The 23931-nt window shown below is 72.9% G+C and carries 29 protein-coding genes and 1 pseudogene; 10 read left to right on the top strand and 20 right to left on the bottom strand.

Annotated elements, in window-relative coordinates; all coding sequences use genetic code 11:
* The first annotated feature begins 1 nt into the window (after position 1).
* Genes otsB through NMQ01_RS01590 form a run of 3 tightly spaced genes read left to right on the top strand, consistent with a single transcriptional unit; the run spans position 2 to position 2646 of the window.
* Complete coding sequence (otsB, locus tag NMQ01_RS01600) at positions 2-751, top strand: trehalose-phosphatase (RefSeq protein WP_255185146.1); 750 nt, start codon at positions 2-4, stop codon at positions 749-751.
* A gap of 57 nt (positions 752-808) precedes the next feature.
* Positions 809-2059: a DUF4032 domain-containing protein gene (locus tag NMQ01_RS01595; protein ID WP_255185145.1), complete on the top strand. Its 1251-nt coding sequence runs from the start codon at positions 809-811 to the stop codon at positions 2057-2059.
* Positions 2056-2646, top strand: coding sequence for an RDD family protein (locus tag NMQ01_RS01590; protein ID WP_255185144.1), 591 nt, complete (start codon positions 2056-2058; stop codon positions 2644-2646). The genes NMQ01_RS01595 and NMQ01_RS01590 overlap by 4 nt, the downstream gene beginning before the upstream one ends.
* Positions 2647-2813: 167 nt before the next feature.
* Here NMQ01_RS01590 and rlmB read toward each other — a convergent pair whose 3' ends face one another.
* Together rlmB and cysS are read right to left on the bottom strand one after the other, a co-directional pair.
* Entirely contained in the window at positions 2814-3770 is a 957-nt protein-coding gene (rlmB, locus tag NMQ01_RS01585) for a 23S rRNA (guanosine(2251)-2'-O)-methyltransferase RlmB (protein WP_255185143.1), read from the bottom strand.
* Positions 3770-5203, bottom strand: coding sequence for a cysteine--tRNA ligase (cysS, locus tag NMQ01_RS01580; protein WP_255185142.1), 1434 nt, complete (start codon positions 5201-5203; stop codon positions 3770-3772). The genes rlmB and cysS overlap by 1 nt, the downstream gene beginning before the upstream one ends.
* A gap of 40 nt (positions 5204-5243) precedes the next feature.
* On the opposite strand from cysS, the gene NMQ01_RS01575 reads away from it, so the two are divergent.
* Positions 5244-5702, top strand: a complete 459-nt coding sequence (locus NMQ01_RS01575) for a hypothetical protein (RefSeq protein WP_255185141.1) — start codon at positions 5244-5246, stop codon at positions 5700-5702.
* 9 nt (positions 5703-5711) lie between these two features.
* Here NMQ01_RS01575 and NMQ01_RS01570 read toward each other — a convergent pair whose 3' ends face one another.
* Entirely contained in the window at positions 5712-6341 is a 630-nt protein-coding gene (locus NMQ01_RS01570; RefSeq protein ID WP_255185140.1) for an MBL fold metallo-hydrolase, read from the bottom strand.
* Positions 6338-7426 (bottom strand): S-(hydroxymethyl)mycothiol dehydrogenase, encoded by a 1089-nt coding sequence (locus NMQ01_RS01565; RefSeq protein WP_255185139.1) that lies wholly within the window; start codon positions 7424-7426, stop codon positions 6338-6340. Before NMQ01_RS01565 ends, NMQ01_RS01570 begins: the two co-directional genes overlap by 4 nt.
* Before the next feature lie 91 nt (positions 7427-7517).
* Here NMQ01_RS01565 and NMQ01_RS01560 point away from each other — a divergent pair, with 91 nt between their 5' ends.
* Both NMQ01_RS01560 and NMQ01_RS01555 read left to right on the top strand, forming a co-directional pair.
* Positions 7518-7847, top strand: coding sequence for a hypothetical protein (locus tag NMQ01_RS01560; protein WP_255185138.1), 330 nt, complete (start codon positions 7518-7520; stop codon positions 7845-7847).
* The gene (locus NMQ01_RS01555; protein WP_255185137.1) at positions 7844-8545 is read left to right on the top strand and encodes a type 1 glutamine amidotransferase; all 702 of its coding nucleotides are present in this window, start codon (positions 7844-7846) and stop codon (positions 8543-8545) included. The genes NMQ01_RS01560 and NMQ01_RS01555 overlap by 4 nt, the downstream gene beginning before the upstream one ends.
* 10 nt (positions 8546-8555) lie before the next feature.
* On the opposite strand, the gene ispF is transcribed toward NMQ01_RS01555, so the two are convergent.
* Positions 8556-9059 carry a 2-C-methyl-D-erythritol 2,4-cyclodiphosphate synthase gene (gene ispF / locus NMQ01_RS01550; protein ID WP_255185136.1) on the bottom strand — a complete coding sequence of 168 codons (504 nt, stop codon included), beginning with the start codon at positions 9057-9059 and terminating at the stop codon, positions 8556-8558.
* On the opposite strand from ispF, the pseudogene NMQ01_RS01545 reads away from it, so the two are divergent.
* Positions 9003-9989 (top strand): annotated as a pseudogene (locus NMQ01_RS01545) (NAD(P)-binding domain-containing protein); the annotation flags it as partial. The gene ispF and the pseudogene NMQ01_RS01545 sit on opposite strands and share 57 nt — an antisense overlap.
* A gap of 252 nt (positions 9990-10241) precedes the next feature.
* On the opposite strand, the gene ispD reads toward NMQ01_RS01545, so the two are convergent.
* Complete coding sequence (gene ispD, locus NMQ01_RS01540) at positions 10242-10898, bottom strand: 2-C-methyl-D-erythritol 4-phosphate cytidylyltransferase (RefSeq protein ID WP_255186300.1); 657 nt, start codon at positions 10896-10898, stop codon at positions 10242-10244.
* A gap of 59 nt (positions 10899-10957) precedes the next feature.
* Positions 10958-11440, bottom strand: coding sequence for a CarD family transcriptional regulator (locus tag NMQ01_RS01535; RefSeq protein WP_007927253.1), 483 nt, complete (start codon positions 11438-11440; stop codon positions 10958-10960).
* Positions 11441-11595: 155 nt separating this feature from the next.
* On the opposite strand from NMQ01_RS01535, the gene NMQ01_RS01530 reads away from it, so the two are divergent.
* The gene (locus tag NMQ01_RS01530; protein ID WP_255185135.1) at positions 11596-12120 is read left to right on the top strand and encodes a hypothetical protein; all 525 of its coding nucleotides are present in this window, start codon (positions 11596-11598) and stop codon (positions 12118-12120) included.
* 76 nt (positions 12121-12196) lie between these two features.
* On the opposite strand, the gene NMQ01_RS01525 is transcribed toward NMQ01_RS01530, so the two are convergent.
* Positions 12197-12877, bottom strand: coding sequence for a response regulator transcription factor (locus tag NMQ01_RS01525; RefSeq protein ID WP_255185134.1), 681 nt, complete (start codon positions 12875-12877; stop codon positions 12197-12199).
* The gene (locus tag NMQ01_RS01520) at positions 12877-14103 is read right to left on the bottom strand and encodes a cell wall metabolism sensor histidine kinase WalK (protein WP_255185133.1); all 1227 of its coding nucleotides are present in this window, start codon (positions 14101-14103) and stop codon (positions 12877-12879) included. Before NMQ01_RS01520 ends, NMQ01_RS01525 begins: the two co-directional genes overlap by 1 nt.
* A gap of 156 nt (positions 14104-14259) precedes the next feature.
* Here NMQ01_RS01520 and phoU point away from each other — a divergent pair, with 156 nt between their 5' ends.
* Positions 14260-14934, top strand: a complete 675-nt coding sequence (gene phoU, locus NMQ01_RS01515; RefSeq protein ID WP_255185132.1) for a phosphate signaling complex protein PhoU — start codon at positions 14260-14262, stop codon at positions 14932-14934.
* A 75-nt stretch (positions 14935-15009) separates the two neighbouring features.
* Here phoU and NMQ01_RS01510 read toward each other — a convergent pair whose 3' ends face one another.
* Genes NMQ01_RS01510 through NMQ01_RS01495 form a run of 4 tightly spaced genes read right to left on the bottom strand, consistent with a single transcriptional unit; the run spans position 15010 to position 18380 of the window.
* Positions 15010-15744 carry a phosphoglyceromutase gene (locus NMQ01_RS01510; RefSeq protein WP_255185131.1) on the bottom strand — a complete coding sequence of 245 codons (735 nt, stop codon included), beginning with the start codon at positions 15742-15744 and terminating at the stop codon, positions 15010-15012.
* Positions 15745-15766: 22 nt separating this feature from the next.
* On the bottom strand, positions 15767-16318 hold the full coding sequence (locus NMQ01_RS01505) for a YbjN domain-containing protein (RefSeq protein ID WP_255185130.1): 552 nt from the start codon (positions 16316-16318) through the stop codon (positions 15767-15769).
* Complete coding sequence (mshA, locus tag NMQ01_RS01500; RefSeq protein ID WP_255185129.1) at positions 16315-17610, bottom strand: D-inositol-3-phosphate glycosyltransferase; 1296 nt, start codon at positions 17608-17610, stop codon at positions 16315-16317. The genes NMQ01_RS01505 and mshA overlap by 4 nt, the downstream gene beginning before the upstream one ends.
* Positions 17607-18380, bottom strand: a complete 774-nt coding sequence (locus NMQ01_RS01495; RefSeq protein WP_255185128.1) for a hypothetical protein — start codon at positions 18378-18380, stop codon at positions 17607-17609. The genes mshA and NMQ01_RS01495 overlap by 4 nt, the downstream gene beginning before the upstream one ends.
* 40 nt (positions 18381-18420) lie before the next feature.
* On the opposite strand from NMQ01_RS01495, the gene NMQ01_RS01490 reads away from it, so the two are divergent.
* On the top strand, positions 18421-19242 hold the full coding sequence (locus tag NMQ01_RS01490; RefSeq protein ID WP_255185127.1) for a class I SAM-dependent methyltransferase: 822 nt from the start codon (positions 18421-18423) through the stop codon (positions 19240-19242).
* Here NMQ01_RS01490 and NMQ01_RS01485 read toward each other — a convergent pair.
* The 7 genes from NMQ01_RS01485 to NMQ01_RS01455 all read right to left on the bottom strand — a co-directional run bounded on the left by NMQ01_RS01485 (position 19230) and on the right by NMQ01_RS01455 (position 23896).
* Complete coding sequence (locus NMQ01_RS01485; RefSeq protein ID WP_255185126.1) at positions 19230-19595, bottom strand: phosphomannose isomerase type II C-terminal cupin domain; 366 nt, start codon at positions 19593-19595, stop codon at positions 19230-19232. The genes NMQ01_RS01490 and NMQ01_RS01485 overlap by 13 nt on opposite strands.
* Before the next feature lie 48 nt (positions 19596-19643).
* Entirely contained in the window at positions 19644-19937 is a 294-nt protein-coding gene (locus NMQ01_RS01480; protein WP_255185125.1) for a DUF2516 family protein, read from the bottom strand.
* 9 nt (positions 19938-19946) lie between these two features.
* A complete protein-coding gene (gene dtd / locus NMQ01_RS01475; protein WP_255185124.1) occupies positions 19947-20375 on the bottom strand; it encodes a D-aminoacyl-tRNA deacylase in 429 nt (142 codons plus the stop codon).
* Positions 20372-21361, bottom strand: a complete 990-nt coding sequence (locus tag NMQ01_RS01470) for an asparaginase (protein WP_255185123.1) — start codon at positions 21359-21361, stop codon at positions 20372-20374. Before NMQ01_RS01470 ends, dtd begins: the two co-directional genes overlap by 4 nt.
* A 100-nt stretch (positions 21362-21461) precedes the next feature.
* Entirely contained in the window at positions 21462-22088 is a 627-nt protein-coding gene (locus NMQ01_RS01465) for a hypothetical protein (protein WP_255185122.1), read from the bottom strand.
* Complete coding sequence (locus tag NMQ01_RS01460; RefSeq protein WP_255185121.1) at positions 22085-22792, bottom strand: helix-turn-helix domain-containing protein; 708 nt, start codon at positions 22790-22792, stop codon at positions 22085-22087. The genes NMQ01_RS01465 and NMQ01_RS01460 overlap by 4 nt, the downstream gene beginning before the upstream one ends.
* An 84-nt stretch (positions 22793-22876) precedes the next feature.
* The gene (locus tag NMQ01_RS01455) at positions 22877-23896 is read right to left on the bottom strand and encodes a folate-binding protein YgfZ (protein WP_255185120.1); all 1020 of its coding nucleotides are present in this window, start codon (positions 23894-23896) and stop codon (positions 22877-22879) included.
* Positions 23897-23931 lie beyond the last annotated feature (35 nt).

Genomic DNA, 23931 nt, shown 5'->3' with positions numbered 1-23931 from the left:
CGTGCCCCTGCCGCAGGAGCTCACCACGGCCCTGGCCGCGGTCGCGGCCGCGCCGCGGCTGCTCGTCGCCACGGACTTCGACGGGGTGCTCGCTCCCTTCGTCGTCGACCCGATGGACTCCCGGGCCCAGCCGGGCACGCTCGAGGCGCTCACCGCGCTGGCGGCCGCCCCGGCGACGTGGTCGGCCGTCGTCTCCGGGCGCGACCTGGCGACCCTCGACGAGCTCACCGGGCTCGCCGGGTCGACCGTGACCCGCATCGGCAGCCACGGCGCCCAGTCGAGCCGGGGCGGCGACCTGCCCGAGGGCACCGCGGCCGCGATCGCCGCACTACGCGGGGCCGTCGAGGCCGCCGTCGCGGACCGCGAGCCGCGAATCCGCCTGGAGCACAAGCCCGCTGCGGTCGTGCTGCACACCCGGGGCCTGCCCGACGACGTGCTGCCTACGGCTGCCGCGATCGCCGACGAGGCCGCCGCCGCCCCCGGTGTCACCCACCTGGCCGGAAAGGGCGTGCACGAGCTGAGCGTGCTGCGGGCCGACAAGGGCACCGCCTTGCGCGAGCTCGCGAGCGCGCTCGGGGTCGACGCGACCGTCTACCTCGGCGACGACGTCACCGACGAGCACGCCTTCGCCGTGCTCGGGGAGGGTGACCTCGGGATCAAGGTCGGGGCCGGCGAGACCGCCGCGAGTGCCCGGGTCGACGACGCCACGGCCGTGCCCGAGATCCTCGCGACGCTTGCCTCCCTTCGCTGAGGCGGCTGCGCCACACTGGGCGGATGGGCCCACCCGGACCCGCGAAAGGGAGGACCCGTGCCCCTCGACATCTCAGCCGCCCGGCCCGACCCGGCCCTGCTCGACCTGCCGTGGTCGGTGCCGCTCGAGGACTGGCCCGCCGAGCGGCTCGCCGCGCTGCCGCGCGGCATCTCGCGGCACGTCGTGCGCTTCGCGCGGCTGTCCGGCGGGATCGTCGCGGTCAAGGAGATCAAGGCCGACCTCGCCCGCAACGAGTACCGGCTGCTGCGGCAGCTGCGCCGCCTCGACCTGCCGTGCGTCGAGCCGCTCGCGGTCGTCTCCGGGCGCACCGACGCCCACGGGGAGCCGCTCGACGCCTGCCTCGTGACCCGGCACCTGCAGTTCTCCCTGCCCTACCGCATCGTCTTCAGCCAGAACCTGCGCGAGGACACCGCCGTCCGCCTCGCCGACGCCCTCGCCGCGCTGCTCGCCCGGATGCACCTCGCCGGCTTCTTCTGGGGCGACGTGTCGCTGTCCAACACGCTCTTCCGCCGCGACGCGGGCGCCTTCGCCGCCTACCTCGTCGACGCCGAGACCGGTGAGCTGCACGACCGGCTGAGCACCGGGCAGCGCGAGCACGACCTCGATCTCGCCGAGACCAACATCGCCGGCGAGATGATGGACCTGGCCGCCGCCGGCTACCTCCCCGAGGGGCTCGACCCGCTCGCCATCGCCGAGGACATCATCGAGCGCTACCGCGGGCTGTGGCAGGAGCTCACCGGCGACGAGTGGTTCGACGCGGGCGAGCGGTGGCGGGTCGACGAGCGGATCCGCCGGCTCAACGCCCTGGGCTTCGACGTCGACGAGCTGGCCATCACGACCGACCTCGACGGCACCCACCTGCGCATCGAGCCCAAGGTCGTCGACGCCGGCCACCACAGCCGGCGCCTGCTGCGCCTCACCGGCCTCGACGTCGAGGAGAACCAGGCCCGCCGCCTGCTCAACGACCTCGACTCCTACCGCGCCGCCCTGGACCGGCAGAATGACGACGAGTCGCTCGTCGCCCACGACTGGCTGACCCGCGTCTACGAGCCGACGACCCGGCGGATCCCGCCGGAGCTGCGGGCGAAGCTCGAGCCCGCCGAGATCTTCCACGAGATCCTCGAGCACCGGTGGTACATGGCCGAGCGGCTGGGGCAGGATGTGCCCATCGAGGACGCCATCGCCGCCTATCTGCGAGAGGTCCTGCCGAGCAAGCCCGACGAGCAGTCCGTCCTGGGTGCCGACACCCAGATGCTGCCCGTCGTCGACCCGGGGGAGACCAGATGACCGTGCCCGACCCGTTGCAGCAGCCCGCGGCCCCTCCCTTCGTCACGGGGAGCGACCCGATGCGGCCGGGGTCGCGCGCTTGGGTGGAGCAGCGCTTCGGCCGCAGCGCGAGCTTCGGCGACCGGATCCTGCCGGGCGTCGTCGACAGCCTGCTCGTCTCCCTCGCCGGGCTCGTGCCGCTCGTCATCGGCATCATCTGCTTCGTGCAGGGCCTGCCCGAGCGGGAGTACTGCACGCTCTACGGCACCAACGGCTGCAGCGTGCCGGGCACCGGGTCCACCGCCCTGGTCACCCTCGGCGTCGTCCTCATGATGCTGTCGGTCGTCACGGCCCTGGCGATGGTCGCCTACAACCGGGTGTGGCGGGTGACCCGCACCGGGCAGAGCCTGGGCAAGCGGCTCACCGGCCTGCGCATCGTCGATGCCGAGACCGGCGCGGTGCCGCGGCTCGGGCCGGCGGCGCTGCGCGAGCTCGTCCACCAGTTCGCCGGCATCATCAGCTGGATCTGGATGCTCGTCGACCACGACGACCGCACGCTCGCCGACATCGCCGGCCACACGCACGTCGTGCACGTCGACAAGTCCTGACGGCGCTCGCCACACCAGCCCCATGATTTCCGGGTGACCCGGAAATCGCCCCCTTCGCATGAGTTCCAAACCCTTGCGAAGGGGGTGTTTGTCCTGTCGAGCAGTGGCCAGCGGGCTCCCGCGAGCAGCCGCACCCCCGGAGCCGAGAGCGAAGGGGGCGGGTCAGGTCAGCGGGCGGCCGTGCGCAGGCGGGCGATCTCGTAGAGGGTCACGCCCGCGGCGAGGCCGGCGTTGAGCGACTCGACGCTGCTGCTCATCGGGATCGAGACGATCTGGTCGCAGGTCTCACGGACCAGGCGCGAGAGGCCCTTGCCCTCCGAGCCCACGACGACGACGAGCGGCGAGGTCGCCAGCTCGAGGCCGGGCAGCTCGACGTCGCCGTCCATGTCGAGGCCGACGACGAAGAAGCCCGCCTTGCGGTAGTCCTCGAGCGCCCGCACGAGGTTGGCCGCCTGGGCGACGGGGACGCGGGCGGCCGCGCCGGCCGAGGTCTTCCACGCCGAGGCGGTCATGCCCGCGCTGCGGCGGGACGGCACGACGACGCCGTGGCCGCCGAAGGCCGCCGTCGAGCGGACGATCGCGCCGAGGTTGCGCGGGTCGGTGATGCCGTCGAGGGCGACGATGAGCGGCGTGCCCGGGATCTGCGAGTCGACGAGGTCCTTGGGGTGCGCGTAGTCGTAGGGCGGCACCTGCAGCGCCATGCCCTGGTGGACCGCGCCATCGGTGATCCGGTCGAGCTCGGTGCGGGGCGTCTCCATGATCGGGATGCCCGCCTCGGCGGCGAGGGTGAGCGCCTCCTTGACCCGGTCGTCGCTGTCGATGCGGCTCGCGACGTACATCGTCGACACCGGCACGTCGGTGCGCAGCGCCTCGAGCACGGAGTTGCGGCCCGCGACGACCTCGGTGGAGCCGGACTTCTTGCGCGTCGGGCCCGGGCGGCCGGAGGCGCGCTTGTCGGCGGCCTTCGACATCTTGTAGGCCTTGTGGTTGGGGCGGTCGCTCGCCTTGGGCGTCGGGCCCTTGCCCTCGAGGCCGCGGCGGCGCTGACCGCCGGAGCCGACCTGGGCGCCCTTCTTCGACCCGCTGCGGCGCACGGCGCCACGTCGCTGGCTGTTGCCGGCCATCAGTGCTCCTTCTTGCCGAGGCTCCACCGGGCGCCGCCCGGGGTGTCCTCGATGGTGATGCCCGCGGCGGTGAGTGCGTCGCGGATCTGGTCGGCGGTGTCGTAGTCACGGGCCGCACGCGCCTTGGCGCGCGCCTCGACCTGCAGCTGGACGAGGGCGTCGAGGGCGTCGGTGAGCTCCTCCTCGCGGCTGCCACCGGCACCGCCCCACGTCGCCGACAGGGGGTTGATGCCCAGGACGTCGGTCATCGCGACGACGGTGGCGGCGATCTCCGCGGCCTCGTCCCGACCCCCTTCGTCGAGGGCGGTGTTGCCGGCACGGACGGCCTCGTGGATCACCGCGAGCGCGCCGGCGACGCCGAGGTCGTCGTCCATCGACGCGGCGAAGTCGGCGGGCAGCTCGACGGCCGGGTCGGCCTCGACGACCGTCTGGCCGGGCAGGGCCCGCCGCAGGAAACCGGCGATGCGCTCGACCGCCGCGCCCGCCTCCTCGAGGGAGCCGGGGTGGTACTCGATCATCGAGCGGTAGTGCGCCGCGGTGAGGAAGTAGCGGACGGTCAGCGGGTCGTGCTCCTGCACCAGCTGCTGGACCTCGAGGGCGTTGCCGAGGGACTTGCCCATTTTCTCCCCCTTGACCGTCACCCAGCCGTTGTGCAGCCAGTAGTGGGCGAAGTCGAGCCCGGCGGCACGCGACTGGGCCTGCTCGTTCTCGTGGTGGGGGAAGCGCAGGTCGATGCCGCCGCCGTGGATGTCGAAGGTGTCGCCGAGGTACTTGCGGGCCATCGCCGAGCACTCGAGGTGCCAGCCGGGGCGCCCCTCGCCGTAGGGGGTCTGCCAGTTCGCCGTGGCCGGCTCCTCGGCCTTGCGGCCCTTCCACAGCGCGAAGTCGCGCGGGTCGCGCTTGCCCCGCGGGTCGGCGTCCTCGGCCGCGACCATGTCGTCGAGCCCCTGGTGGCTCAGCTCGCCGTAGTCGGCCCAGCTCTTGACGTCGAAGTACACGTCGCCGCTGCCGTCGGCCGCCGGGTAGGCGTGGCCGCGCTCGACGAGCAGGTCGATGAGCTCGACCATCTCGGTGATGTGCCCGGTCGCGCGCGGCTCGTAGGTCGCCGGCAGCACTCCGAGCAGGTCGAGCGCCTCGCTCGTGTAGCGCTCGTTGCGATAGCTGAGCGCCCACCACTCCTCGTCGGTGTCGGCGGCCTTGCGCAGGATCTTGTCGTCGATGTCCGTCACGTTGCGCACGAGGGTCACGTCGTAGCCGTGACCGCGCACGAGCCAGCGGCGCAGCACGTCGAAGGCGACGGCGAAGCGCAGGTGACCGATGTGCGGTGCGCCCTGGGTCGTGAGCCCACAGATGTACATCCCCACCCGGCCGGGGGTCACGGGGACGAAGTCGCGCTGCTCGCGCGTGGCGGTGTCGAAGAGCTGCAGGGTCACGGGCCCAAGGCTAACGGGCGCAGGTGGTTACCTTGGCCCCGTGACGACCCAGATGCCGTCGTGGGCGGCCGTGACCCTCGCCGTGCTCCTCGGCCTCTGGTCCCTCGGCGTGGGCATCGCCTTCGGGCGTCAGCTCACGCGGCTGTGGTTTCGCCCGGGCTCGGGCGCGTGGCGCACGGCCGCGCGGGTGCTCCTGCTGCACGGCGTCCTCATCACGATCCTCCTGATGAGCGGGCTCGTCGTGCTCGCCGTCCGCGAGGAGACGACGTACCGGACGTGGCCGCTGGGCGGCCTGCTCGTGGCGATCCTCGTGCCGCTCGGCCCGGTCGTCGCCAACGTCCTGCCGAGCCGGTCCGGCCTGGCCCCCGACAAGGAGACCCTCGCCCGCGCGGGGGCCGACGAGAGCCAGGCCGCAGTGGTCCGATGGCTGGGTGCCCCCTTCGCCATCGTCGAGATGGCGATGCTCGTGACGGTCTGCTTCCCGGCACTCGCGGCCTGACCCTGCGGCTCAGTGCCCCCGGTCGAGCCACTCCTGCACGTGGGGCGCCTCGGCGGCGATCGTCGTGTCATCGCCGTGGCCGGTGTGCACGGTGGTCTCCGAAGGGAGGGTCAGCAGCTTGTTGCGGATGGACTCCACGATCGTCGGGAAGTCGGAGTACGACCGCCCCGTCGCGCCGGGGCCGCCCTGGAAGAGGGTGTCACCGGAGAAGACGACCCCGAGCTCGGGGGCGTGCAGGCAGCAGGCGCCCGGTGCGTGGCCGGGAGTGTGCAGCACCATGAGGTCGGTGCCGGCGACGGTGATGACCTGGCCGTGCGCGAGCGCGCCGTCGGGAGCACGGTCCGGGTAGGTCATCCGCCACAGCGGTGCTTCGTCCGGGTGCAGCAGGATCGGCGCGCCCGTCGCCTCGGCGACCTGCGCCGCGGCGTTGACGTGGTCGTTGTGGGCGTGGGTGCTGACGATCGCCTTGAGGGTGCGGTCACCGACCGCCTCGAGGATCGGGGCGGCCTCGTGCCCGGCGTCGATGACGATCACCTCGGCGTCGTCGCCGACGAGCCAGACGTTGTTGTCGACCTCCCACGAGCCGCCGTCGAGCTCGAAGCTCCCCGAGGTGACGACCTTGTCGATGCGCGCGGTCACAGGACCACCACCGAGCGCAGCACATCACCGGAGTGCATCTTGTCGAAGGCCGACTCGATGTCGCCCAGACCGATCCGCTCGGTGACGAAGGCGTCGAGGTCGAAGCGCCCCTGGCGGTAGAGGTCGACGAGCATCGGGAAGTCGCGGCTCGGCAGGCAGTCGCCGTACCAGCTGGACTTGAGGGCACCGCCGCGGCCGAAGATCTCGATCATCGGGAGGGTGACCTCCTTGTCCGGGGTCGGGACGCCGACGAGCACGACGCGCCCGGCGAGGTCGCGGGCGTAGAAGGCCTGCTCGTAGGTCTGCGGCAGGCCGACCGCCTCGACGACCACGTCGGCGCCGAAGCCGCCGGTCAGCTCACGGATGCGCTCGACCGTGTCCTCGGCGCTCGCATCCACGGTGTGCGTGGCACCGAAGCCCTTGGCGATCTCCAGCTTCCGCGGATCCATGTCCACCGCGATGATCGTCGTCGCACCCGCAACCTTCGCGCCCGCGATCGCCGCATCACCGACACCACCGCACCCGATGACCGCAATCGACTCACCACGAGTGACCTCACCGGTGTTGACCGCGGCACCGAAGCCGGCCATGACACCGCAGCCCAGCAGGCCCACGGCCGCCGCGTCGGCGTCCCCGTCGACCTTGGTGCACTGCCCCGCAGCGACGAGGGTCTTCTCGGCGAAGGCGCCGATACCCAGCGCGGGGGTCAGCTCCTCGCCGGTCTCGGCGATGGTCATCTTCTGGGTCGCGTTGTGCGTGTCGAAGCAGTACTGCGGCTTGCCCTTCCGGCACGCGCGGCACTGACCGCACACCGCCCGCCAGTTGAGGATGACGAAATCACCGGGCGCCACCTCGGTGACCCCCTCGCCGACAGCCTCGACGACACCCGCGGCCTCGTGGCCGAGGAGGAAGGGGAACTCGTCGTTGATCCCACCCTCGCGGTAGTGCAGGTCGGTGTGGCACACCCCGCACGACTGGACCTTGACCACGGCCTCTCCCGGGCCGGGGTCGGGGACGACGATGTCGACGACCTCGACATCGACTCCCTTCGAGCGAGCGATGACTGCCTTGACGGTCTGCGGCACGGTGCGACTCCTTCGCTGGCGGGGGCCGGTGGCCCGGCTCTCAGGCCCCATCTTGGCCCATGACGTGACGGCCGCGACATAGGGTCTGCCCATGGGACTCGACTTCGCCTTCCGCCACCTGATCACGCAGGTGGGCTGGGCCGCGCCGTTGGCCATCACGGCACTGGTCATCGGCGGGTGGGCGCTGCTGCGTCGTGACGAGGGGATGTGGTGGAAGCTCGTCGTCGGCGGCGTCGCCGCGCTCCTCGCCGCGCAGGCCGTGAGCGTCGTGGGCACCTTCATGCTCTACCAGCTCGACGGCTTCTACCGCGCCTACTGGATCGTCTCGCTGCCCACCCTCGTGCTCAACGTCGTGGGCCTGGCGCTCCTCGGCGCCGGCGCCGTCTCGGGCCGCCGCGGCACGCAGGGCACGTCGCGATGAGCCTGCTCGTCGTCCAGCACCAGACGACCTGCCCGCCGGGCCGGGTCGGGACATGGCTTCGCGACGCCGGGGTCGAGCTCGACGTGCGCCGGCCCTACGCCGGCGAGGCGCTGCCTGCCGACCTCTCCGGGCACGACGGCCTGCTCGTGCTCGGTGGCCAGATGGGCTGCCGCGACGACGAGGTGGCCCCGTGGCTGCCGGCCGTGCGTGATCTCATCAGCACCGCGGCGAAGGGGGGCACCCCCGCACTGGGCATCTGCCTGGGCCACCAGCTCGCGGCCGTCGCGCTCGGCGGCGAGGTCGGGCGCAACCCCGGTGGCAGGACCATCGGCGTGCTCACCGTCGGCAGCACCGACCAGCTCGCCGACGACGCCGTGCTCGCTGCGGCGGCGGGCGCGCCCGTGCCGCAGTGGAACGACGACATCGTCACCCGGTTGCCCGAGGGCGCGGTCGCCCTCGCCGACAACGAGCGCGGCGACCTGCTCGTCGCCCGGCTCGCCCCGACCGTCTGGGGCGTCCAGGGCCACCCCGAGGCCGACCTCGACATCGTCACGGCCTGGGCGGCCTCCGACGCCGGGGCGCCCGAGGTCGAGGGCGTCGACGTGCCCGCAGCCCTGACCGCCGTCGAGCAGGCGCAGCCGGCCATCGAGGCCGCGTGGCGTCCGGTGACCGAGGCCTTCGCCGCGCGCCTGGGCTGAGCGCGGGCGTCTAGGCGACCGCGACGACGAGGGCGGTCGCGATCGCAGCCGCACCCTCGCCCCGACCGGTGAGCCCGAGCCCGTCGGTCGTCGTGCCGCTGAGGCTGACCGGCGCTCCGCAGGCAGCGGACATCGCCTGCTGCGCCTCGTCACGACGGGTGCCGATCTTGGGCCGGGTGCCGATGACCTGCACCGCGATGTTGCCGATCTCGAAGCCCGCCTCGCGCACCAGACGCGCGGCCTCGGCCAGCAGCCTTGCGCCAGAGGCGCCCTCGAGCTCGGGGCGCCCGGTGCCGAAGTGCTGGCCGAGGTCACCGATGCCGGCCGCGGCGAAGAGCGCGTCGCACGCCGCATGGCACGCGACGTCGGCGTCGGAGTGCCCCTCGAGACCGACCTCGCCGGGCCACAGCAGCCCGCCGACCCACAGCTCGCGCCCGGAGTCGGGCGCGGCGAAGGCGTGGACGTCGACACCGATCCCGGTGCGCGGCAGCCGGGCGACCTCGTGTGCACTCATGGCGACAGTCTCGCAGCCGGGATCAACCGCGGCCGCACCTGCGTTGGACGCAGCGTGACCCCCTTCGACTCCCTCGTCATCGGTGCCGGTCAGGCCGGGCTCTCGGCGAGCCACCACCTGCGCCGGCTCGGCATCGACCACGTCGTGCTCGACGCCAACGAGCACGCCGGCGGCGCCTGGCAGCACCGGTGGGACTCGCTGACGATGGCCGACGTGCACGGCGTCGCCGACCTGCCCGATGCGCCCGCGCCCGGCGAGAGCACCGAGCGGGCCAACGAGGTCATCGCCTGCTGGTTCGACGACTACGAGCAGTCGCACGACCTGCCCGTGCTGCGCCCGGTCCGCGTCGAGCGGGTCACCGACGACGACGGTCTGCTCGTCGTGCACGCCGACGTCGGCACGTGGACGACGCGCACGCTCGTCAACGCGACGGGCACGTGGACCCACCCCTTCGTCCCCACCTACCCCGGGCAGCGCGACTTCGCCGGGGAGCAGTGGCACACCGTCGCCTACCCGGGGCGCGAGCACTTCCGCGGCATGCGCGTGCTCGTCGTCGGGGGCGGCGCCTCGGCCGTCCAGTTCATCGGCGAGCTCGCGACGATCGCGCACGTGCAGTGGGTGACGCGCCGGCCGCCGGTGTGGACGACGGAGTTCTCCGGCCGGGCAGCGATCGAGATGGTCGAGGAGCGGGTGCGCGAAGGGAGACCCCCGGCGAGCGTCGTCTCCGTCACCGGGCTCTCGCTGCGCCCCCAGGAGATGGCCGCGGCGCGGACCGGGGTCTACGAGCGCCGCCGGCCGATGTTCGAGCGGATCGAGCGCGACGGGGTGCGCTGGGCCGACGGCAGCACCGAGCGCTTCGACGCGATCCTGTGGGCCACCGGGTTTCGCCCCGCGGTGCGCCACCTCGCGCCGCTGGGTCTGCGTAGTGCGGAGGGCGGCATCGCCCTGCTGCCGGGATCACGGGACGTGCAGACCTCGGTGACCGCGGCCCGCGACCCCCGCACGCAGCTCGTCGGCTACGGGCCCTCGGCGAGCACGATCGGCGGCAACCGCGCCGGCCGCGCCGCGGCCCTGGCCGTCCGCGCCCACCTGGCCGCCCCCAACTCTGCAAACCCTAGGGTCTTGCGCACACAACTCTGCAAAACCCTAGGGTTTTGCAGAGTTGGGGGGGAGCAGGCGGGGTCAGTCGGCGGTGGCGAGCAGGCGCTCGGCGCGGGCGAGGTCGTCGACGGTCGTGATCTTCATCGCGAGCAGGTCGCCCTCGACGACGACGACGTCGTGGCCGAGGGCCTCGACGAGCGCGGCGTCGTCGGTCGCGACGGCGCCGGAGGCGTGGGCGGCGACGAGCACCGCCCGGTCGAAGCCCTGTGGTGTCTGCACCGCGCGCAGCGACTCGCGCAGCGGGGTGGCCGTGATGACGCCCGCGGCGTCGACGACCTTGATCGTGTCGACGACGGGCACCCCGGGGATCGCACCGGCGGCACCCGCGGTCAGGGCGGCGAGCACCCGCTCGAAGACGGCGACGGGAGTCAGGCAGCGGGCCGCGTCGTGGACGAGCACGACGTCGACGTCCTCGCCGAGTGCGGCGAGGCCGGCCGCGACCGAGTCGGTGCGCTCGGCGCCGCCGGCGACGACGGTGACGTCGACCCCCTTCGGACGCAGGGGGTCGACCAGCTCGGTCGCCTCCGCGACGAGGTCCTCGGGCACGACGACGACGAGCTCGTCGACGGGAGCCTGCAGCACCCCGGAGACCGCACGCTCGAGGATCGTCACGCCCTCGATCTCGACGAAGGCCTTGGGGCGGTCGGCCCCGAGTCGGGTGCCGGACCCGGCGGCCACGACGACGACGCCCACACCGTGATCGGTGTGGGCGTCGGACTGCGTCAGCAGTGAGTCGTTCAGGACGCGAGGACCTCGTCGAGGATGACCTCGGCCTTGTCCTCGTCCGTCTTCTCGGCGAGCGCGAGCTCGGAGACGAGGATCTGGCGGGCCTTGGCCAGCATGCGCTTCTCGCCGGCCGAGAGGCCGCGGTCCTTCTCGCGGCGCCACAGGTCGCGCACGACCTCGGCCACCTTGATGACATCGCCGGAGGCCAGCTTCTCGAGGTTGGCCTTGTAGCGGCGCGACCAGTTGGTCGGCTCCTCCGCGTGCGGGGTGCGCAGCACCTCGAAGACGCGGTCCAGACCCTCCTTGCCCACGACGTCGCGGACACCCACGAGGTCGCAGTTCTCGGCGGGCACCTCGATGGTCAGGTCACCCTGGGCCACCTTGAGCTTGAGGTACTGCTTGTCCTCGCCCTTGATCTTTCGAATCTTGATCTCTTCGATCAGAGCAGCCCCGTGGTGGGGGTACACGACCGTCTCGCCGACCTTGAAAACCATGTGGAGATTTCCCCTTTCGCGACCTCCAGATTATCACGGCGTGTCGTGGGTCGCACAGCCGTCAGCCCCGCCACAATGCCCCTTCGCGCGCGCGTGGAGAGCACGAGCCGTGGCCCGGCGCATCCCACGCGCACGCCCCCGCTAGGCTGTGCCCCGTGAAGCGCAACCTCCTCACCCGCACCCCTGTCGTGGCCCTGGCGGCCCTGCTCGCCGCCGGCACCGCCGGCTGCTCGGTCAACTCCCCCTTCCAGACGGCGAAGACCCAGTCGATCACCGATGGTGTGTCCGTCGACCTCGAGGGCGCCCACGTGCGCAACCTCGCCCTGGTCAGCGGCGAGGCGGGCGGCGACGCGGTCGTCACCGGCGCCGTGGAGAACGAGACCGGCAAGGACATGACCTTCACCGTCACGGCCGGCAGCAGCAAGGTGCAGGCCAAGATCCCGGCCCACCAGGCGGTCACCCTCGGCGGCAAGGACAAGGCCGAGCTGACGCTGAAGTCCGTCAAGGCCGGCCCGGGCGAGATGACCGACGTCGAGATCAGCACCGGCGGCTCCGCCACCCCGGTCAGCGTCCCGGTCCTCGACCCCGAGGGCTACTACGAGACCGACGCCCCCGAGGGCTGGACCCCCACCCCCTCCGAGACCCACAGCGAGAGCGAGTCGGAGTCCGAGGGCCACTGAGCACTCCCCCTTCGCACGACGAGAGGCCGGCACACCATCGGGTGCCGGCCTCTCGTCGTCATGACCGAAGGGGAGGTCAGGCCTCGAACTTGTAGCCCAGTCCGCGGACGGTGACGATGTGCACCGGCTTGGCCGGGTCCGGCTCGATCTTGGCCCGCAGCCGCTTGATGTGGACGTCGAGCGTCTTGGTGTCGCCGACGTAGTCGCTGCCCCACACGCGGTCGATGAGCTGCACGCGGGTGAGCACCCGACCGACATTGCGCAGGAGCATCTCGAGCAGCTCGAACTCCTTGAGCGGCAGCTGCACCTGGGTGCCGTCGACGGCCACGACGTGCCGGTCGACGTCCATGCGCACGGGCCCGCCCTCGATGGTCGCGGGCAGCAGCTCCTCGGGCTCGCTGTTGCGTCGCAGCACCGCCTTGATCCGGGCGAGCAGCTCGCGCGAGCTGTAGGGCTTGGTCACGTAGTCGTCGGCACCGATCTCGAGGCCCACGACCTTGTCGATCTCACCGTCCTTGGCGGTGAGCATGATGACCGGCACGTTGGACTTCTGCCGGATCGATCGGCAGACGTCGATGCCCGACAGGCCCGGCAGCATCAGGTCGAGCAGCACGAGGTCGGCGCCGTCGGAGTCGAAGGCCGTGATGGCGTCCGGACCGGTCTCGGCGACCTCGACGTCGTACCCCTCCTTGCGCAGCAGGTACGACAGGGGGTCCGAGAAGGACACCTCGTCCTCGACCACGAGGATGCGTGTCATCAGCGGGGCTCCTTTGTGAGGGTGGGGGAAGGGGTCTCGGCGGCCGGGGAGGCCGCATCGGGGGCGTCGTCGCCGGCGAGCTCCAGCTCGACGCCGTGGGCGTCGAGGGTCTCGGGGGCGGCGGGCAGGCGGATCGTGAAGGTCGAGCCCTGCGACCCGTCGCTCCACACGCGCACGTCTCCCCCGTGGTTGGCGCAGATGTGCTTGACGATCGACAGGCCGAGACCGGTGCCGCCGGTGGCCCGCGAGCGCGCGGCGTCCATGCGGTAGAAGCGCTCGAAGATGCGCGCCTGCTCCGGCTCGGGGATGCCCGGCCCCTGGTCGGTGACGGCGATCTCGATCGTGTCGCCGTGCAGGCGCGCCCCCACCCCGACGGCCGTGCCGGCCTCGGAGTAGGAGATGGCATTGCCGACGAGGTTGCGCACCGCGGTGACGAGCATGTCCTGGTCACCGCGCACGTAGAGGTCCTCGGCGACCTTGTCGGTCAGGGTCATGTCCTTGGCCTCGGCCTCGATGCGCAGGTGCTCGAGGGCGAGCGCGACGACGTCCTCGACGTCGACGAGCGGCGGGTCCTGCAGGACCGGCGTGCCCTGCAGCCGGGAGAGCTCGACGATCTCGCGGATGAGGCTCGACAGCCGGGTCGCCTCGCCCTGCATGCGGCGGGCGAAGCGGTCGACCGCCTCGGGGTCGTCCTTGGCGTCCATGACCGCCTCGGCGAGCAGCGAGATGCCGCCGACCGGCGTCTTGAGCTCGTGGCTGACATTGGCCACGAAGTCGCGGCGGGTCTCCTCGACGCGGCGGCCCTGGGACTGGTCGTCGACGAGCAGCAGCAGGTGGCGCGCCCCGAGCGGGGCGACGCGGGCGGCGACGTAGGTCGTCGTGCTCATCCCCGGGCGGCGCAGCTCGAGCTCCTGCTCCTCGATGACGCCGTGGCGGGCGGCCTTGTCGACCATCGCCCGGATCGCCGGCTCGACGAGCCGGCCGTGGCGCACGAGGCCGTAGGAGACCGCTGCGGGCGAGCTCGACAGGACCCGGCCCTCGTGGTCGAGGACGACACCGGAGGAGCGCAGCACGGCGAGGACGTCACCGACCCCCTTCGGCACCTCGGGCTCGGGCGCGTGGTCCACGGCACGCTCCCGGTCGCTCATCGTGATCGCAGCCCACACGAGGAAGGCGATGAGCAGGCCGGCAGCACCCCCGAGAATTGCCGCGGTCGTTGGCTCCACGTCACCGAGCGTACTTCTCCCGTGGGGCATGCTGGGACCGGGCAGCGACCGGTGCCGGGGCGCGCCCGCGATGTTCACCTGCGCGCCCGACGACGTTCACCCGTGCCGCGTAGACAGTCACCAGCGACACTGCCAACACCCATCGAAGGGGGCGCCATGCGCCAGGTCTTCCACGACGAGCTCGAGGCCATCGCCGACGACCTCGTCTCCCTCTCGGAGCTCGTCAGCACCGCGATCCGCGACTCCACCCGCGCGCTGCTCGAGGCCGACGTCCAGCTCGCCGAGCGCGTCATCGAGTCCGACCAGGACATCGACGCCCGGCGCAACGACCTCGACGCGCGCTCCGTCGACCTGCTCGCGCGGCAGGCCCCGGTCGCCAGCGACCTGCGCACGGTCGTCGCCTCGATGCGCATGTCCGGCGACCTCGAGCGCATGGGCGACCTCGCGCGCCACGTCGCCCAGGTCGCGCGCATGCGCTACCCCGAGCACGCCGTCCCCGACGAGATCGCCGCGACCTTCGCCGAGATGGGCGGCATCGCCGAGGACCTCGTCGCCCGCGTCGGGCAGGTCATCCGCACCCAGGACCTCGCGCAGGCCCGGGACATCGAGACCACCGACGACGAGCTCGACACGCACCACCGCGAGATGTTCACCCGGCTCGCCGAGGGCGCGTGGCAGCACGGCACGACGAGCGCCGTCGACGTCGCCCTGCTGAGCCGCTACTACGAGCGCTTCGGCGACCACGCGGTCACCGTCGCCCGTCGGGTCGGCTTCCTCGTCACCGGTGACCCGGGCGCCATCGACCTCGCGGAGGAGGCGGAGCGGGACTGACCCCCTTCGCCTGCCGAGCACACGAGAGGGCCCGCCGACTGCACGTCGGCGGGCCCTCTCGCTGTCGTCCGGCGGTCAGCGACCCTGGTTGGCGACCGCAGCGGCCTCCGCGGCCGCGGCCTCGGGGTCGAGGTACTCGCCCGGGCGGGTCGGCATGAAGTCCTCGCCGAGGTCGTAGACCAGGGGCATGCCGGTCGGGATGTTGAGCCCGGCGATGTCCTCGTCGCTGATGCCGTCGAGGTGCTTGACCAGGGCCCGCAGGGAGTTGCCGTGGGCCGTGACGAGGACGGTGCGGCCGGCGGCGAGGTCCTCGCGGATCGGCCCCTCCCAGTAGGGCATGAGGCGGGCGATGACGTCCTTGAGGCACTCGGTGCGCGGGACCTCGGGCAGGTCGGCGTAGCGCGGGTCGTCGGTCTGGGCGAACTCGTCGTCCGGCTCGATGGCCGGCGGCGGGGTGTCGAAGCTGCGCCGCCAGAGCATGAACTGCTCGTCGCCGTACTTGTCCCGCGTCGCAGCCTTGTCGAGGCCCTGCAGGGCGCCGTAGTGGCGCTCGTTGAGCCGCCAGTCGCGACGCACCGGGATCCAGTGGCGGTCGGCCGCGTCGAGGGCGAGGTTGGCGGTGGTGATCGCCCGGCGGAGCACGGAGGTGTGCACGACGTCCGGCAGCAGACCGGACTCCTTGATGAGCTGGCCGCCGCGGACGGCCTCCTCGCGGCCCCTGTCGATGAGGTCGACGTCGACCCATCCGGTGAAGAGGTTCTTCTCGTTCCAGTCGGAACGGCCGTGGCGCAGCAGGATCAGAGTCGACATGGGGCCAGCGTATCGACGCCGGTCACTCCGGCGCGGACCCGTCCGTCCGCTCGAGGACGGAGCGGAAGGCCTCGAGGTTGCGCAGCGACTCGCCGCGCGAGACGCGCCAGTCCCACTCCTTCTGCATCGAGCTGCGGAAGCCGAGGAGCAGCAGCTCGTTGAAGGGCCCGTCGGCGGCCTCGAGCACGACGCCGAGCACCTGGTCGACGACCTCCTCCGTCACCGCGTGAAGGGGGATCCGCCCGCCCACGTAGACGTCGCCGGAGGCGTCGATCGAGTAGGCGAGCAGGGGCATGCGCAGGTTGCGCCGGAGCAGGTGGCGGTAGAACTGCGCGTGGTTCTCGTCCGCGTTGCGGATGACGAAGGCCGAGACGGACAGGGCCCGCTCGCCGACGACGAGGGAGACGACGGTCTTGAGCTTCTTCTCCCCCGGCAGGGTGACGACGAGCTCGCCGTCACGGGCCCCGGCCTCGTGCTCGAGTCCGGCGTCGGTCACGACGCGGCTGACGACGTCGAGAGCCCGTCGGGCCTCGTCCGGGTCGGGGGTGGGTGCGTGCTCGGGCTGCTCGGTCATCGGGCCACCTCCAGGGGCTCGTCGGTCAGGGTGTCGGCGGAGAGCGACTCGCGCTCGGCGACGGCATCGGCGTAGACGTCGAGGAGCCGGTCGACGGTCACCGCCCAGCCGAATCCCTCGGCGTGCGCGCGCGCCCGGCGGCGCAGGTCGCTCGCCCGGTCGGGGTCGTCGAGGACGGCGAGCAGCTCGTCGGCCCACACGCTCGGGTCGTGACCGGCCACGAGGACGCCGGCGTCGCCGACGGCCGTCGGCAGCCCGCCGACGTCGGCGGCGAGGACGACGGCGCCCGAGGCCTGCGCCTCGACGGCGACGAGGCCGAAGGACTCGGTGTAGGAGGGCACCGTGACGACGTCGGCGGCGCGGTACCACTGCGCGAGCCCGGCACGGCTCACCGGCGGGGCCAGGTGGAGCACGTCGGCCACCCCGAGCTCCTCGCCGAGGCGCTCGAGCCGGTCGGGCGCCGCGAGCCCGCGGCCCGACACGCCTCCGACGACCGCGACGACGAGCCGCTCTCGCAGCTCGGGTCGGCGCTCGAGCAGCTCGGCGGCGGCGCGCACGAGCACGTCGGGCGCCTTGAGCGGCTGGATCCGACCGACGAAGAGCAGGACGACGGCGTCGTCGGCGAGCCCGAGCGAGGCCCGGGCCTCTTCACGGTCGCCGGGGACGAAGGTCTCGAGGTCGACCCCCGGCGGCACGACGACCACCTTGTCCGGGTCGGCGCCGTAGTAGTCGACGAGCTCGCTCGCCTCGCGGTCGGTGTTGGCGACGAGCCGGTCGGCGATGTCGACGACCTGGTCCTCGCCGATCTCCCGGCCGGACGGCTCGGGCACGTCGTCGTCGGCGAGCTGGCGGTTCTTCACCCGCGCCATCGTGTGCATCGTGTGCACGAGGGGCACCTGCCAGCGCTCGGCGACGAGCCAGCCGACCTGGCCGGAGAGCCAGTAGTGCGAGTGGGCGACGTCGTAGTGCCCCTGGGGCACCCGCGCGATCTCGCGCAAGATGCCCGCGGCGAAGGCGCACAGCTGCCCCGGCAGGTCCTCCTTGGCCAGGCCCTCGTAGGGCCCGGCGTCGACGTGCCGCACGGTCACGCCGGGGAACATCTCGACGACGTCGGGCAGGTCGGCGGCGGTGCGGCGGGTGAAGATCTCGACCTCGACGCCCCGCGCGGCCAGCTCGCGGGCCGACTCGACGACGTAGACGTTGAGCCCCCCGGCATCGCCCGTGCCGGGCTGGGCCAGGGGCGAGGTGTGGACCGAGACCATCGCCACCCGCCGGATGCGTTGCTGCGTCACTCCTCCACCGTCCTCCGATAGCTGGTCATGGCCACTGTCGCCGACGGCGACCACACGTGCAGGTCGGTGTGACCCATCCGACGCAGATCGACGCCGCGGGCGGTCCCTCGCGGACCGATCCCGATCGTCGTGCCGAGCTGCGTCGAGTAGGCGTCCGCGACGGGCGCCGCCCCCGGGCCGACCCACCACGCCCGCTTGCGCAGCAGGCGCTCCGGCAGCCCCGGCTGGCGACCACGGGTCGCCAGCTCCTGGTGCGAGTGCACGACGACGGCATCCGCCCCCTTCGCCGTGGCGGTGAGGGTGATGAGCACCCCCTCGAGACGCACGGTGAGGGTGACCGGCAGGCTGCGGTCGTCGCCGGTGAGCCGGCCCGACCAGGTGACCTCGCCGTCGCGGATCGACAGGCGGTCGACCTCGAGGTCGCTCAGCGTGTGGGTGATCTGCTCGCTGCGCCCCTCGCCGCGTCCTTCGACGTCGCCGAGGAGGGCCGACAGCGGCGAGCCGCCGCGGACCGTGCGAAACAGGGTGTTGCCCCGCGAGGTCACCCGCAGCCCGGTGTCGTCGAGCTGGACCGCGCGGCCCTCGCCGAGGGTCACGACGCCGCCCGCCTCGGGGGCCACGACGAGCAGGCCCGGCTGCACCGGCCGCAGGCCGGAGTCACGGCCGAGCGCCGGCGGCACCCAGATCACCGCGGCGAGCAGGAGCGCGCCGCACAGGGAGGCCACGAGGGAGACCATGCTCCAGCTCACCCGTCGGTCGGTACGCCACACGTGCACCAGCGTAGTTCCGCGCAGCGCCTACGCTGCCGGGGTGCCCAGCCAGCGCCCCCTCGGCAACATCACCCGTGGGACGACCAACCCCAACCGCCTGCGTCGCTGCGACCGGTGGCTGCTGGCGACCCATCGCGACGTCCTGACGAAGGGGGACCCGCCCCACCTCGTCGACCTCGGCCACGGGGCGAGCGGCGTCACGACCGCCGAGTGGGCGCAGCGGGTGCGCACCCTGCGGCCCGACGCGCACGTCACCGGCCTGGAGATCGACCCGCAGCGGGTGGCGACGGCGCAGGCCTGGGCGGGGCCCGGGGTGGACTTCGCGCTCGGGGGCTTCGAGGTGCCGCTGCCGGGCGATGCGCAGGTGCGGGTCCTGCGGGCCTTCAATGTGCTGCGGCAGTACGACGAGACCGAGGTCGAGGGCCCGTGGCGCACGATGGTCGACCGGCTCGACCCGCTGGGGATCCTCGTCGAGGGCACGTGCGACGAGCTCGGTCGGCTCGGCAGCTGGGTGACCCTCGACGCCGAGGGCCCGCGCACCCTCACCCTGTCGTGGCGGCTGCGCGACCTCGGCCCGGACCGGCCGCCGTCGGTCGTCGCCGAGCGCCTGCCCAAGGCGCTGATCCACCGCAACGTCCCCGGCGAGCCGGTGCACGAGCTGCTCCTGCTCGTCGACGAGGCGTGGCGACGCTCCTCCCCCTTCGCCCCCTACGGGGCCCGGCAGCAGGCCGTAGCCGCCTGGGGTGACATCGCTCGGCAGGTGCCGGTGCTCGGGGGTGCGGCGCGCTGGCGCCTCGGGGAGCTCACCGTGCCGTGGTCGCTCGTCGCGCCCCGCGGGGGCCCGCTGGCTCAGCGCTGGTAGTCGTCCTCGAGGCGCACGATGTCGTCCTCGTCGAACTCGCCGTAGCCGATCTCGAGGACCCGGCCCGGCTGCTGCGTGGAGTTGCCCATGCGGTGCACGGCCCCCCGCTCGACCCAGATCCGCTCGCCGGGCTGCGCCGACCAGGTCTCGTCACCGACCGTGACGTCGATCGGCCCGTCGAGCACCTGCCACAGCTCGGCCCGCAGCGCGTGGGTCTGCAGCGAGAGGCGGTGCCCCGGGGCGACGGTGATGATCTTGACCGTCGTCGGCTCGTTGAGCGTCAGCTGCTCGAAGCGCCCCCACGGGCGCTCGGAGACGAAGACGTCCGGGCGCGGGTCCGGCAGGTCGGTCACGACGGGTCCCCCTGGCTCGTGGTGCGGTCCGTGGTCATTGTGCCCGACTCACCGACGGCGACCGAGGATCTCGTCGATGGCCGGACGCACGTCGGCGAGGTAGACGCCCGCGACGACGATGCCGATGATCGCCAGCAGCCCGACACCGCCGACCGCGGCGACACCCATGAGCGTCGCGATCGCGAGTGCGGCGACCCAGAAGGTCTTGGACTGCTTGCCCGTCGCAGTGAAGGCATCGGGCCGCTGCCGCACCGCGTGGACGAGCGCGAAGACCTCGGCACCGAGCGCGAGGAGGCTCAGGACGAGGACGATCGTCGCCTGGATGCTCGAGAAGATCTGCACACCGCCAGCCTAGGCGGGCACGTCGACGACGATGGTCACCGGACCGTCGGCGCGCAGGTCGATCTGCATGTCGGCGCCGAAGCGACCGGTCGCGACCTCGACCCCGCGCTCGCGCAGGCCCTCGGCCACCGCGTCGACGAGCGGCTCGGCGACGGGTCCGGGGGCGGCGGCATTCCACGACGGTCGGCGGCCCTTGCGCACGTCGGCGTGGAGGGTGAACTGGCTGACGACGAGCACCCCTCCCCCGCTGTCGGCCACCGAGGTCTCGTCGGCCATGATCCGCAGCTCGGCGATCTTGCGCACCGTCGTCGCGACCTCGTCGGGGCCGTCGTCGTGGGTGACGCCGACGAGGGCGAGCAGGCCCGGGCCGATCTCGCCGACGACCTCGTCGTCGACGAGCACCCGGGCGGAGGCGACCCGCTGCAGGACGGTCCTCACGAGGTCGTCAGGTCGAGCACCTCGACGGCGCCGACCGGTCGGCCGTGGCCGAGGACGGGCTGGTCGGCGAGCTCGCGCAGGGCCGGGGTGTCGGCGCCCAGAGCCATGAGGGCGTGGGCGAGCAGGCCCTGCCGGGCCCGGGCGACCGGGGCCCCGTCGGCCACCTTGATCGCGATGCCGCGCCCGTCGTCGAGGCCGGCGGCGTACACCGACTCGGCCCCGTCCTTGGCGATGAGCCCCGGCACGGCCCGCATGAAGGCGGTGACGTCGCGGCCGGTGCCGCCGACCATCTCCGGCGCGGTGCGCATGGCCGCGGCGACCCTCCCTTCGTCCGTCGTGGCGTCGGCCCCGGCGAGGGAGCCGAAGGCCGCCGCCAGACCGGACAGCGGCACGGCGAAGAGCGGTGCGCCGCAGCCGTCGACGGTCGTGTGGGTCACCGGGCCGACGACCTCGGCGACGGTCTCGCGGATCGCGACCTGCAGGGGGTGCTCGGGGTCGAGGTAGGTCTCGGTGGGCCAGCCCTGGAGCACGCAGGTGACGAGCATGCCGGCGTGCTTGCCGGAGCAGTCCATGGCGACCGGCGTCGGCGCCTCGCCGGCGGCGAGCCAGCGGGCGTGCTCGAGCTCGCCGAGCGGCAGCGAGGGGGTCGTGCGCAGCGCGTCGAGCCCCAGGTCGGCGGTCGCGAGGATCTCGGCGACCGCCTCGCGGTGGACGGCCTCGCCGGAGTGGCTCGAGCAGACGAGCGCGAGCAGGTGGGGCGGCAGGTCGAGACCGAGGCGGACCATCGCGAGCGCCTGGACCGGCTTGAGCGAGGAGCGCGGCAGCACGGGGTCGTCGACCCGACCGTGACGAAGGGGGGTCCCCCCGTCGCCGTCGGTCGCGACGAGCGTCGCGCGGTGGGCGGACTCGACGAAGCCCCCGCGGGTCACGTGGACCAGCACGGGGGCGTCGTCGAGGGCTGTGGTGTCGGGGGCCGGTGCGGTCACCTGCCGGAGGCTAGCCTTCGAGGCTCGTTCCTCGCACCTCAGGCACCGCCGATCACCACAGCGTCGGCTGCTCCGCGGACGGAGCCGGAGCCGGATCCCTTCAGTCGCCGACCTTCTCGGCAGCCTTCTCGGCGGCCTGGGTGGTCTTGGCGGCCGTGTTCTTGGCGGCGGTCGCGGTCGACTTGGTGGCGGTGCGGGTGCGGGTCGCAGCCTTCTTGGCGGTGGTGTTGGTGCGCTTGGCGGCCGTGGTGGTGCGCTTGGCGGACGTGGAGACGGCCTTCTTCGCCTTGGCGGTGTCGACCTTGACGTCGACGTCCACGGAGTCCTTGACGGCCTCGGCAGCCTTGACGGCCTCCTTGCGACCGATGGTCAGCGTGGCCTTGGCGGAGCGCTCGACGTCGGCGACGGCCTTCTTGACCGTGGTGACGACACCCTTGCCGAGGGCGACGGTCGCCTCGGCCTGGCCCACGAGGTCCTGGGTGGCCTTCTGCTTCTTGATGCGGGTCACGAGGGCCTCGCCGCGCTTGGTGAGGTCGGCGTAGTAGGCCTGCGCGTCGGCCGGGGCGGCCTTGACGCGGGCCTGGACCTTCTTCGGCTCGAGCTCGGCGCGCAGGGCGGCGATCTGCGAGGTGTAGCCGCGGAAGGTCTCGACGGTCAGGTCGGTGGCGCCGATGGTGGCGTAGGTCTGGTCGGTGACGACCTTCTTGACGGTGGTGGTGACGCTCATGAGGTTCTCCTGGTGGTAGTCGAGCGAGACGAGGACTGCGACCCGCGCGGTGCGCGCTTGGCGGCCGGGGCCGCGGTCTTCGAGCCCGACGACGACGTCGAGCCCTTCGTGCTGGCCGCCGTGCCGGCGGCCTTCTTCTTGGTGCCGGCCGTGGTGGTGCTGGCCGTGCTCTTGGCGACCTTCGCTGTGCTGGCCTTCTTCGTGGCGACCTTCTTCGCGGCCGCGCCCCCGGAGGCCGGTGCGGCCCCCTTCGCCTGCTTGGCCGCCTTGCGCGTCGCCCGTGCCCGAGGGGTCGGGCGCGACGGCTCGGCCGTGTCCTGCGACGTCGCGGGCTCCGCGCCGACGAAGGACTCATAGATCTCGAGCAGGGTCTGACGCTGACGTGCGGTCAGCGCGGGGTCGGTGCGGATGGCGGCCCGGGTCGTGGCCCCGGCCTCCGCTGCCGCGTCCTTGGGGTCGAGCAGACCCGCCTGGACGTAGAGGGTCTCGGCCGAGATCGACAGGCCCCTGGCGATCTGCTGGAGGATGTCGGCGCTCGGCCGCTTGACCCCCCGCTCGATCTGGGAGAGATAGGGGTTGGAGATCCCGGCCAGCGCCGACAGCTGCCGCACGGAGAGCTTGGCCAGGACGCGCTGCTCACGCAGGTAGTCGCCCAGGGAGTTGCCGAGGTGGCTCGGCAGGCCCTCCAGCGGATTCTTCGACATGGCCACCATTGTGCTTGCCGTAGTTAGCATGTGCAAGCCGTAGGCAGCGGTTGGTGAGCGGAGTCACCTCCGGGCGCAGAGCCGTCAGCGCGGGACGATCACCGTCTGGGCCGCCGCGACGTCGGGGGCGACGAGCAGGTCGGCGGCGGCGTCGGTGTTGCGCTTGAGCACGGCGAGGGCGATCGGCCCGTCCTCGTGGTGGCGAGCACGGGAGGTGATGCGGCCGACGACCTTGTCGCCGAGGAGCACCTCGGCCCCGACCTCGGGCAGGGTGTGGCCGGATCCGTCGAGGTGGAGGAAGGCAAGACGACGCGGCGGGCGACCGAGGTTGTGCACCCGGGCGATCGTCTCCTGCCCGCGGTAGCAGCCCTTGTGCAGGTGAACCGCGGTGCGCAGCCAGTCGAGCTCGTGGGCGATCGTCCGGTGGTCGGTCTCGGCGCCGAGGCGCGGGCGCCAGGCGGCGATGCGCAGGGCCTCGGCGGCCCACGTGCCGACGAGCTCACGGTCACCGACGGCCGAAGGGAGGTCCGCCACCGGCACGATGACCTCGCGCCAGCGCCGGTCGCGGGCCGGGTGCTCCTCGGCCGCGGGCCCGTAGGTGGCGGTGTCGCCGACGACGCGCGGCCACGGGTCGAGCCAGGTCGGCGGCTCACCCTCCGCGCCCTCGCGGTCGACGCTCTCGCCGAGCACCGCGTAGTCGTCGCTGACGTCGGCCACCTCGACCCGCAGCATGAAGCGCATGGAGTCGAGCCACGCCGCGAGCGCGGGCGCCGTGCCCGGCTCGACGGTCAACCAGGTCGTCTCGCCGTCGTCGACGACGTGCAGGGCGTGCTCGACGTGCCCCTTGGGCGAGAGGACGAGCGACTCGGCCGAGGTGCGCGGCGGCAGGTCGACGAGCTGCTGCGAGGTGAGGGAGTGCAGCCACGACAGCCGGTCGGGGCCGGTGACCGTGACGACCCCGCGGTGCGAGAGGTCGACGACCCCGAGCCCCTCCGCGAGCAACCGCTGCTCGCGCAGCGGGTCGCCGTAGTGCGCGGCGACCCCGGAGTCGATCCCGTCGCCGGGCACGGCACCGGCGGTCTGCAGCAGGGGCGAGGCACTCATGCAGCCCAATCTACGTCTCCCAGCCGGCTGCCGAA

Origin of the sequence: Janibacter sp. CX7, assembly GCF_024362365.1 — a bacterium.
In the GTDB taxonomy this organism is placed as follows: domain Bacteria; phylum Actinomycetota; class Actinomycetes; order Actinomycetales; family Dermatophilaceae; genus Janibacter.
The sequence above is the reverse complement of the archived record's forward strand: the minus strand, read 5'-3'. Positions and strand labels throughout refer to the sequence as shown.

Excerpts from the sequence above, each read along its gene's own strand:
- NMQ01_RS01590 (WP_255185144.1), top strand. The coding sequence starts at position 2,056 with ATGACCGTGCCCGACCCGTTGCAGCAGCCCGCGGCCCCTCCCTTCGTC.
- rlmB (WP_255185143.1), bottom strand. The coding sequence starts at position 3,770 with ATGGCCGGCAACAGCCAGCGACGTGGCGCCGTGCGCCGCAGCGGGTCG.
- NMQ01_RS01560 (WP_255185138.1), top strand. The coding sequence starts at position 7,518 with ATGGGACTCGACTTCGCCTTCCGCCACCTGATCACGCAGGTGGGCTGG.
- NMQ01_RS01555 (WP_255185137.1), top strand. The coding sequence starts at position 7,844 with ATGAGCCTGCTCGTCGTCCAGCACCAGACGACCTGCCCGCCGGGCCGG.
- ispF (WP_255185136.1), bottom strand. The coding sequence starts at position 9,059 with ATGAGTGCACACGAGGTCGCCCGGCTGCCGCGCACCGGGATCGGTGTC.
- NMQ01_RS01535 (WP_007927253.1), bottom strand. The coding sequence starts at position 11,440 with ATGGTTTTCAAGGTCGGCGAGACGGTCGTGTACCCCCACCACGGGGCT.
- NMQ01_RS01525 (WP_255185134.1), bottom strand. The coding sequence starts at position 12,877 with ATGACACGCATCCTCGTGGTCGAGGACGAGGTGTCCTTCTCGGACCCC.
- phoU (WP_255185132.1), top strand. The coding sequence starts at position 14,260 with ATGCGCCAGGTCTTCCACGACGAGCTCGAGGCCATCGCCGACGACCTC.
- NMQ01_RS01510 (WP_255185131.1), bottom strand. The coding sequence starts at position 15,744 with ATGTCGACTCTGATCCTGCTGCGCCACGGCCGTTCCGACTGGAACGAG.
- NMQ01_RS01505 (WP_255185130.1), bottom strand. The coding sequence starts at position 16,318 with ATGACCGAGCAGCCCGAGCACGCACCCACCCCCGACCCGGACGAGGCC.
- NMQ01_RS01465 (WP_255185122.1), bottom strand. The coding sequence starts at position 22,088 with ATGAGCGTCACCACCACCGTCAAGAAGGTCGTCACCGACCAGACCTAC.
- NMQ01_RS01460 (WP_255185121.1), bottom strand. The coding sequence starts at position 22,792 with ATGTCGAAGAATCCGCTGGAGGGCCTGCCGAGCCACCTCGGCAACTCC.
- NMQ01_RS01455 (WP_255185120.1), bottom strand. The coding sequence starts at position 23,896 with ATGAGTGCCTCGCCCCTGCTGCAGACCGCCGGTGCCGTGCCCGGCGAC.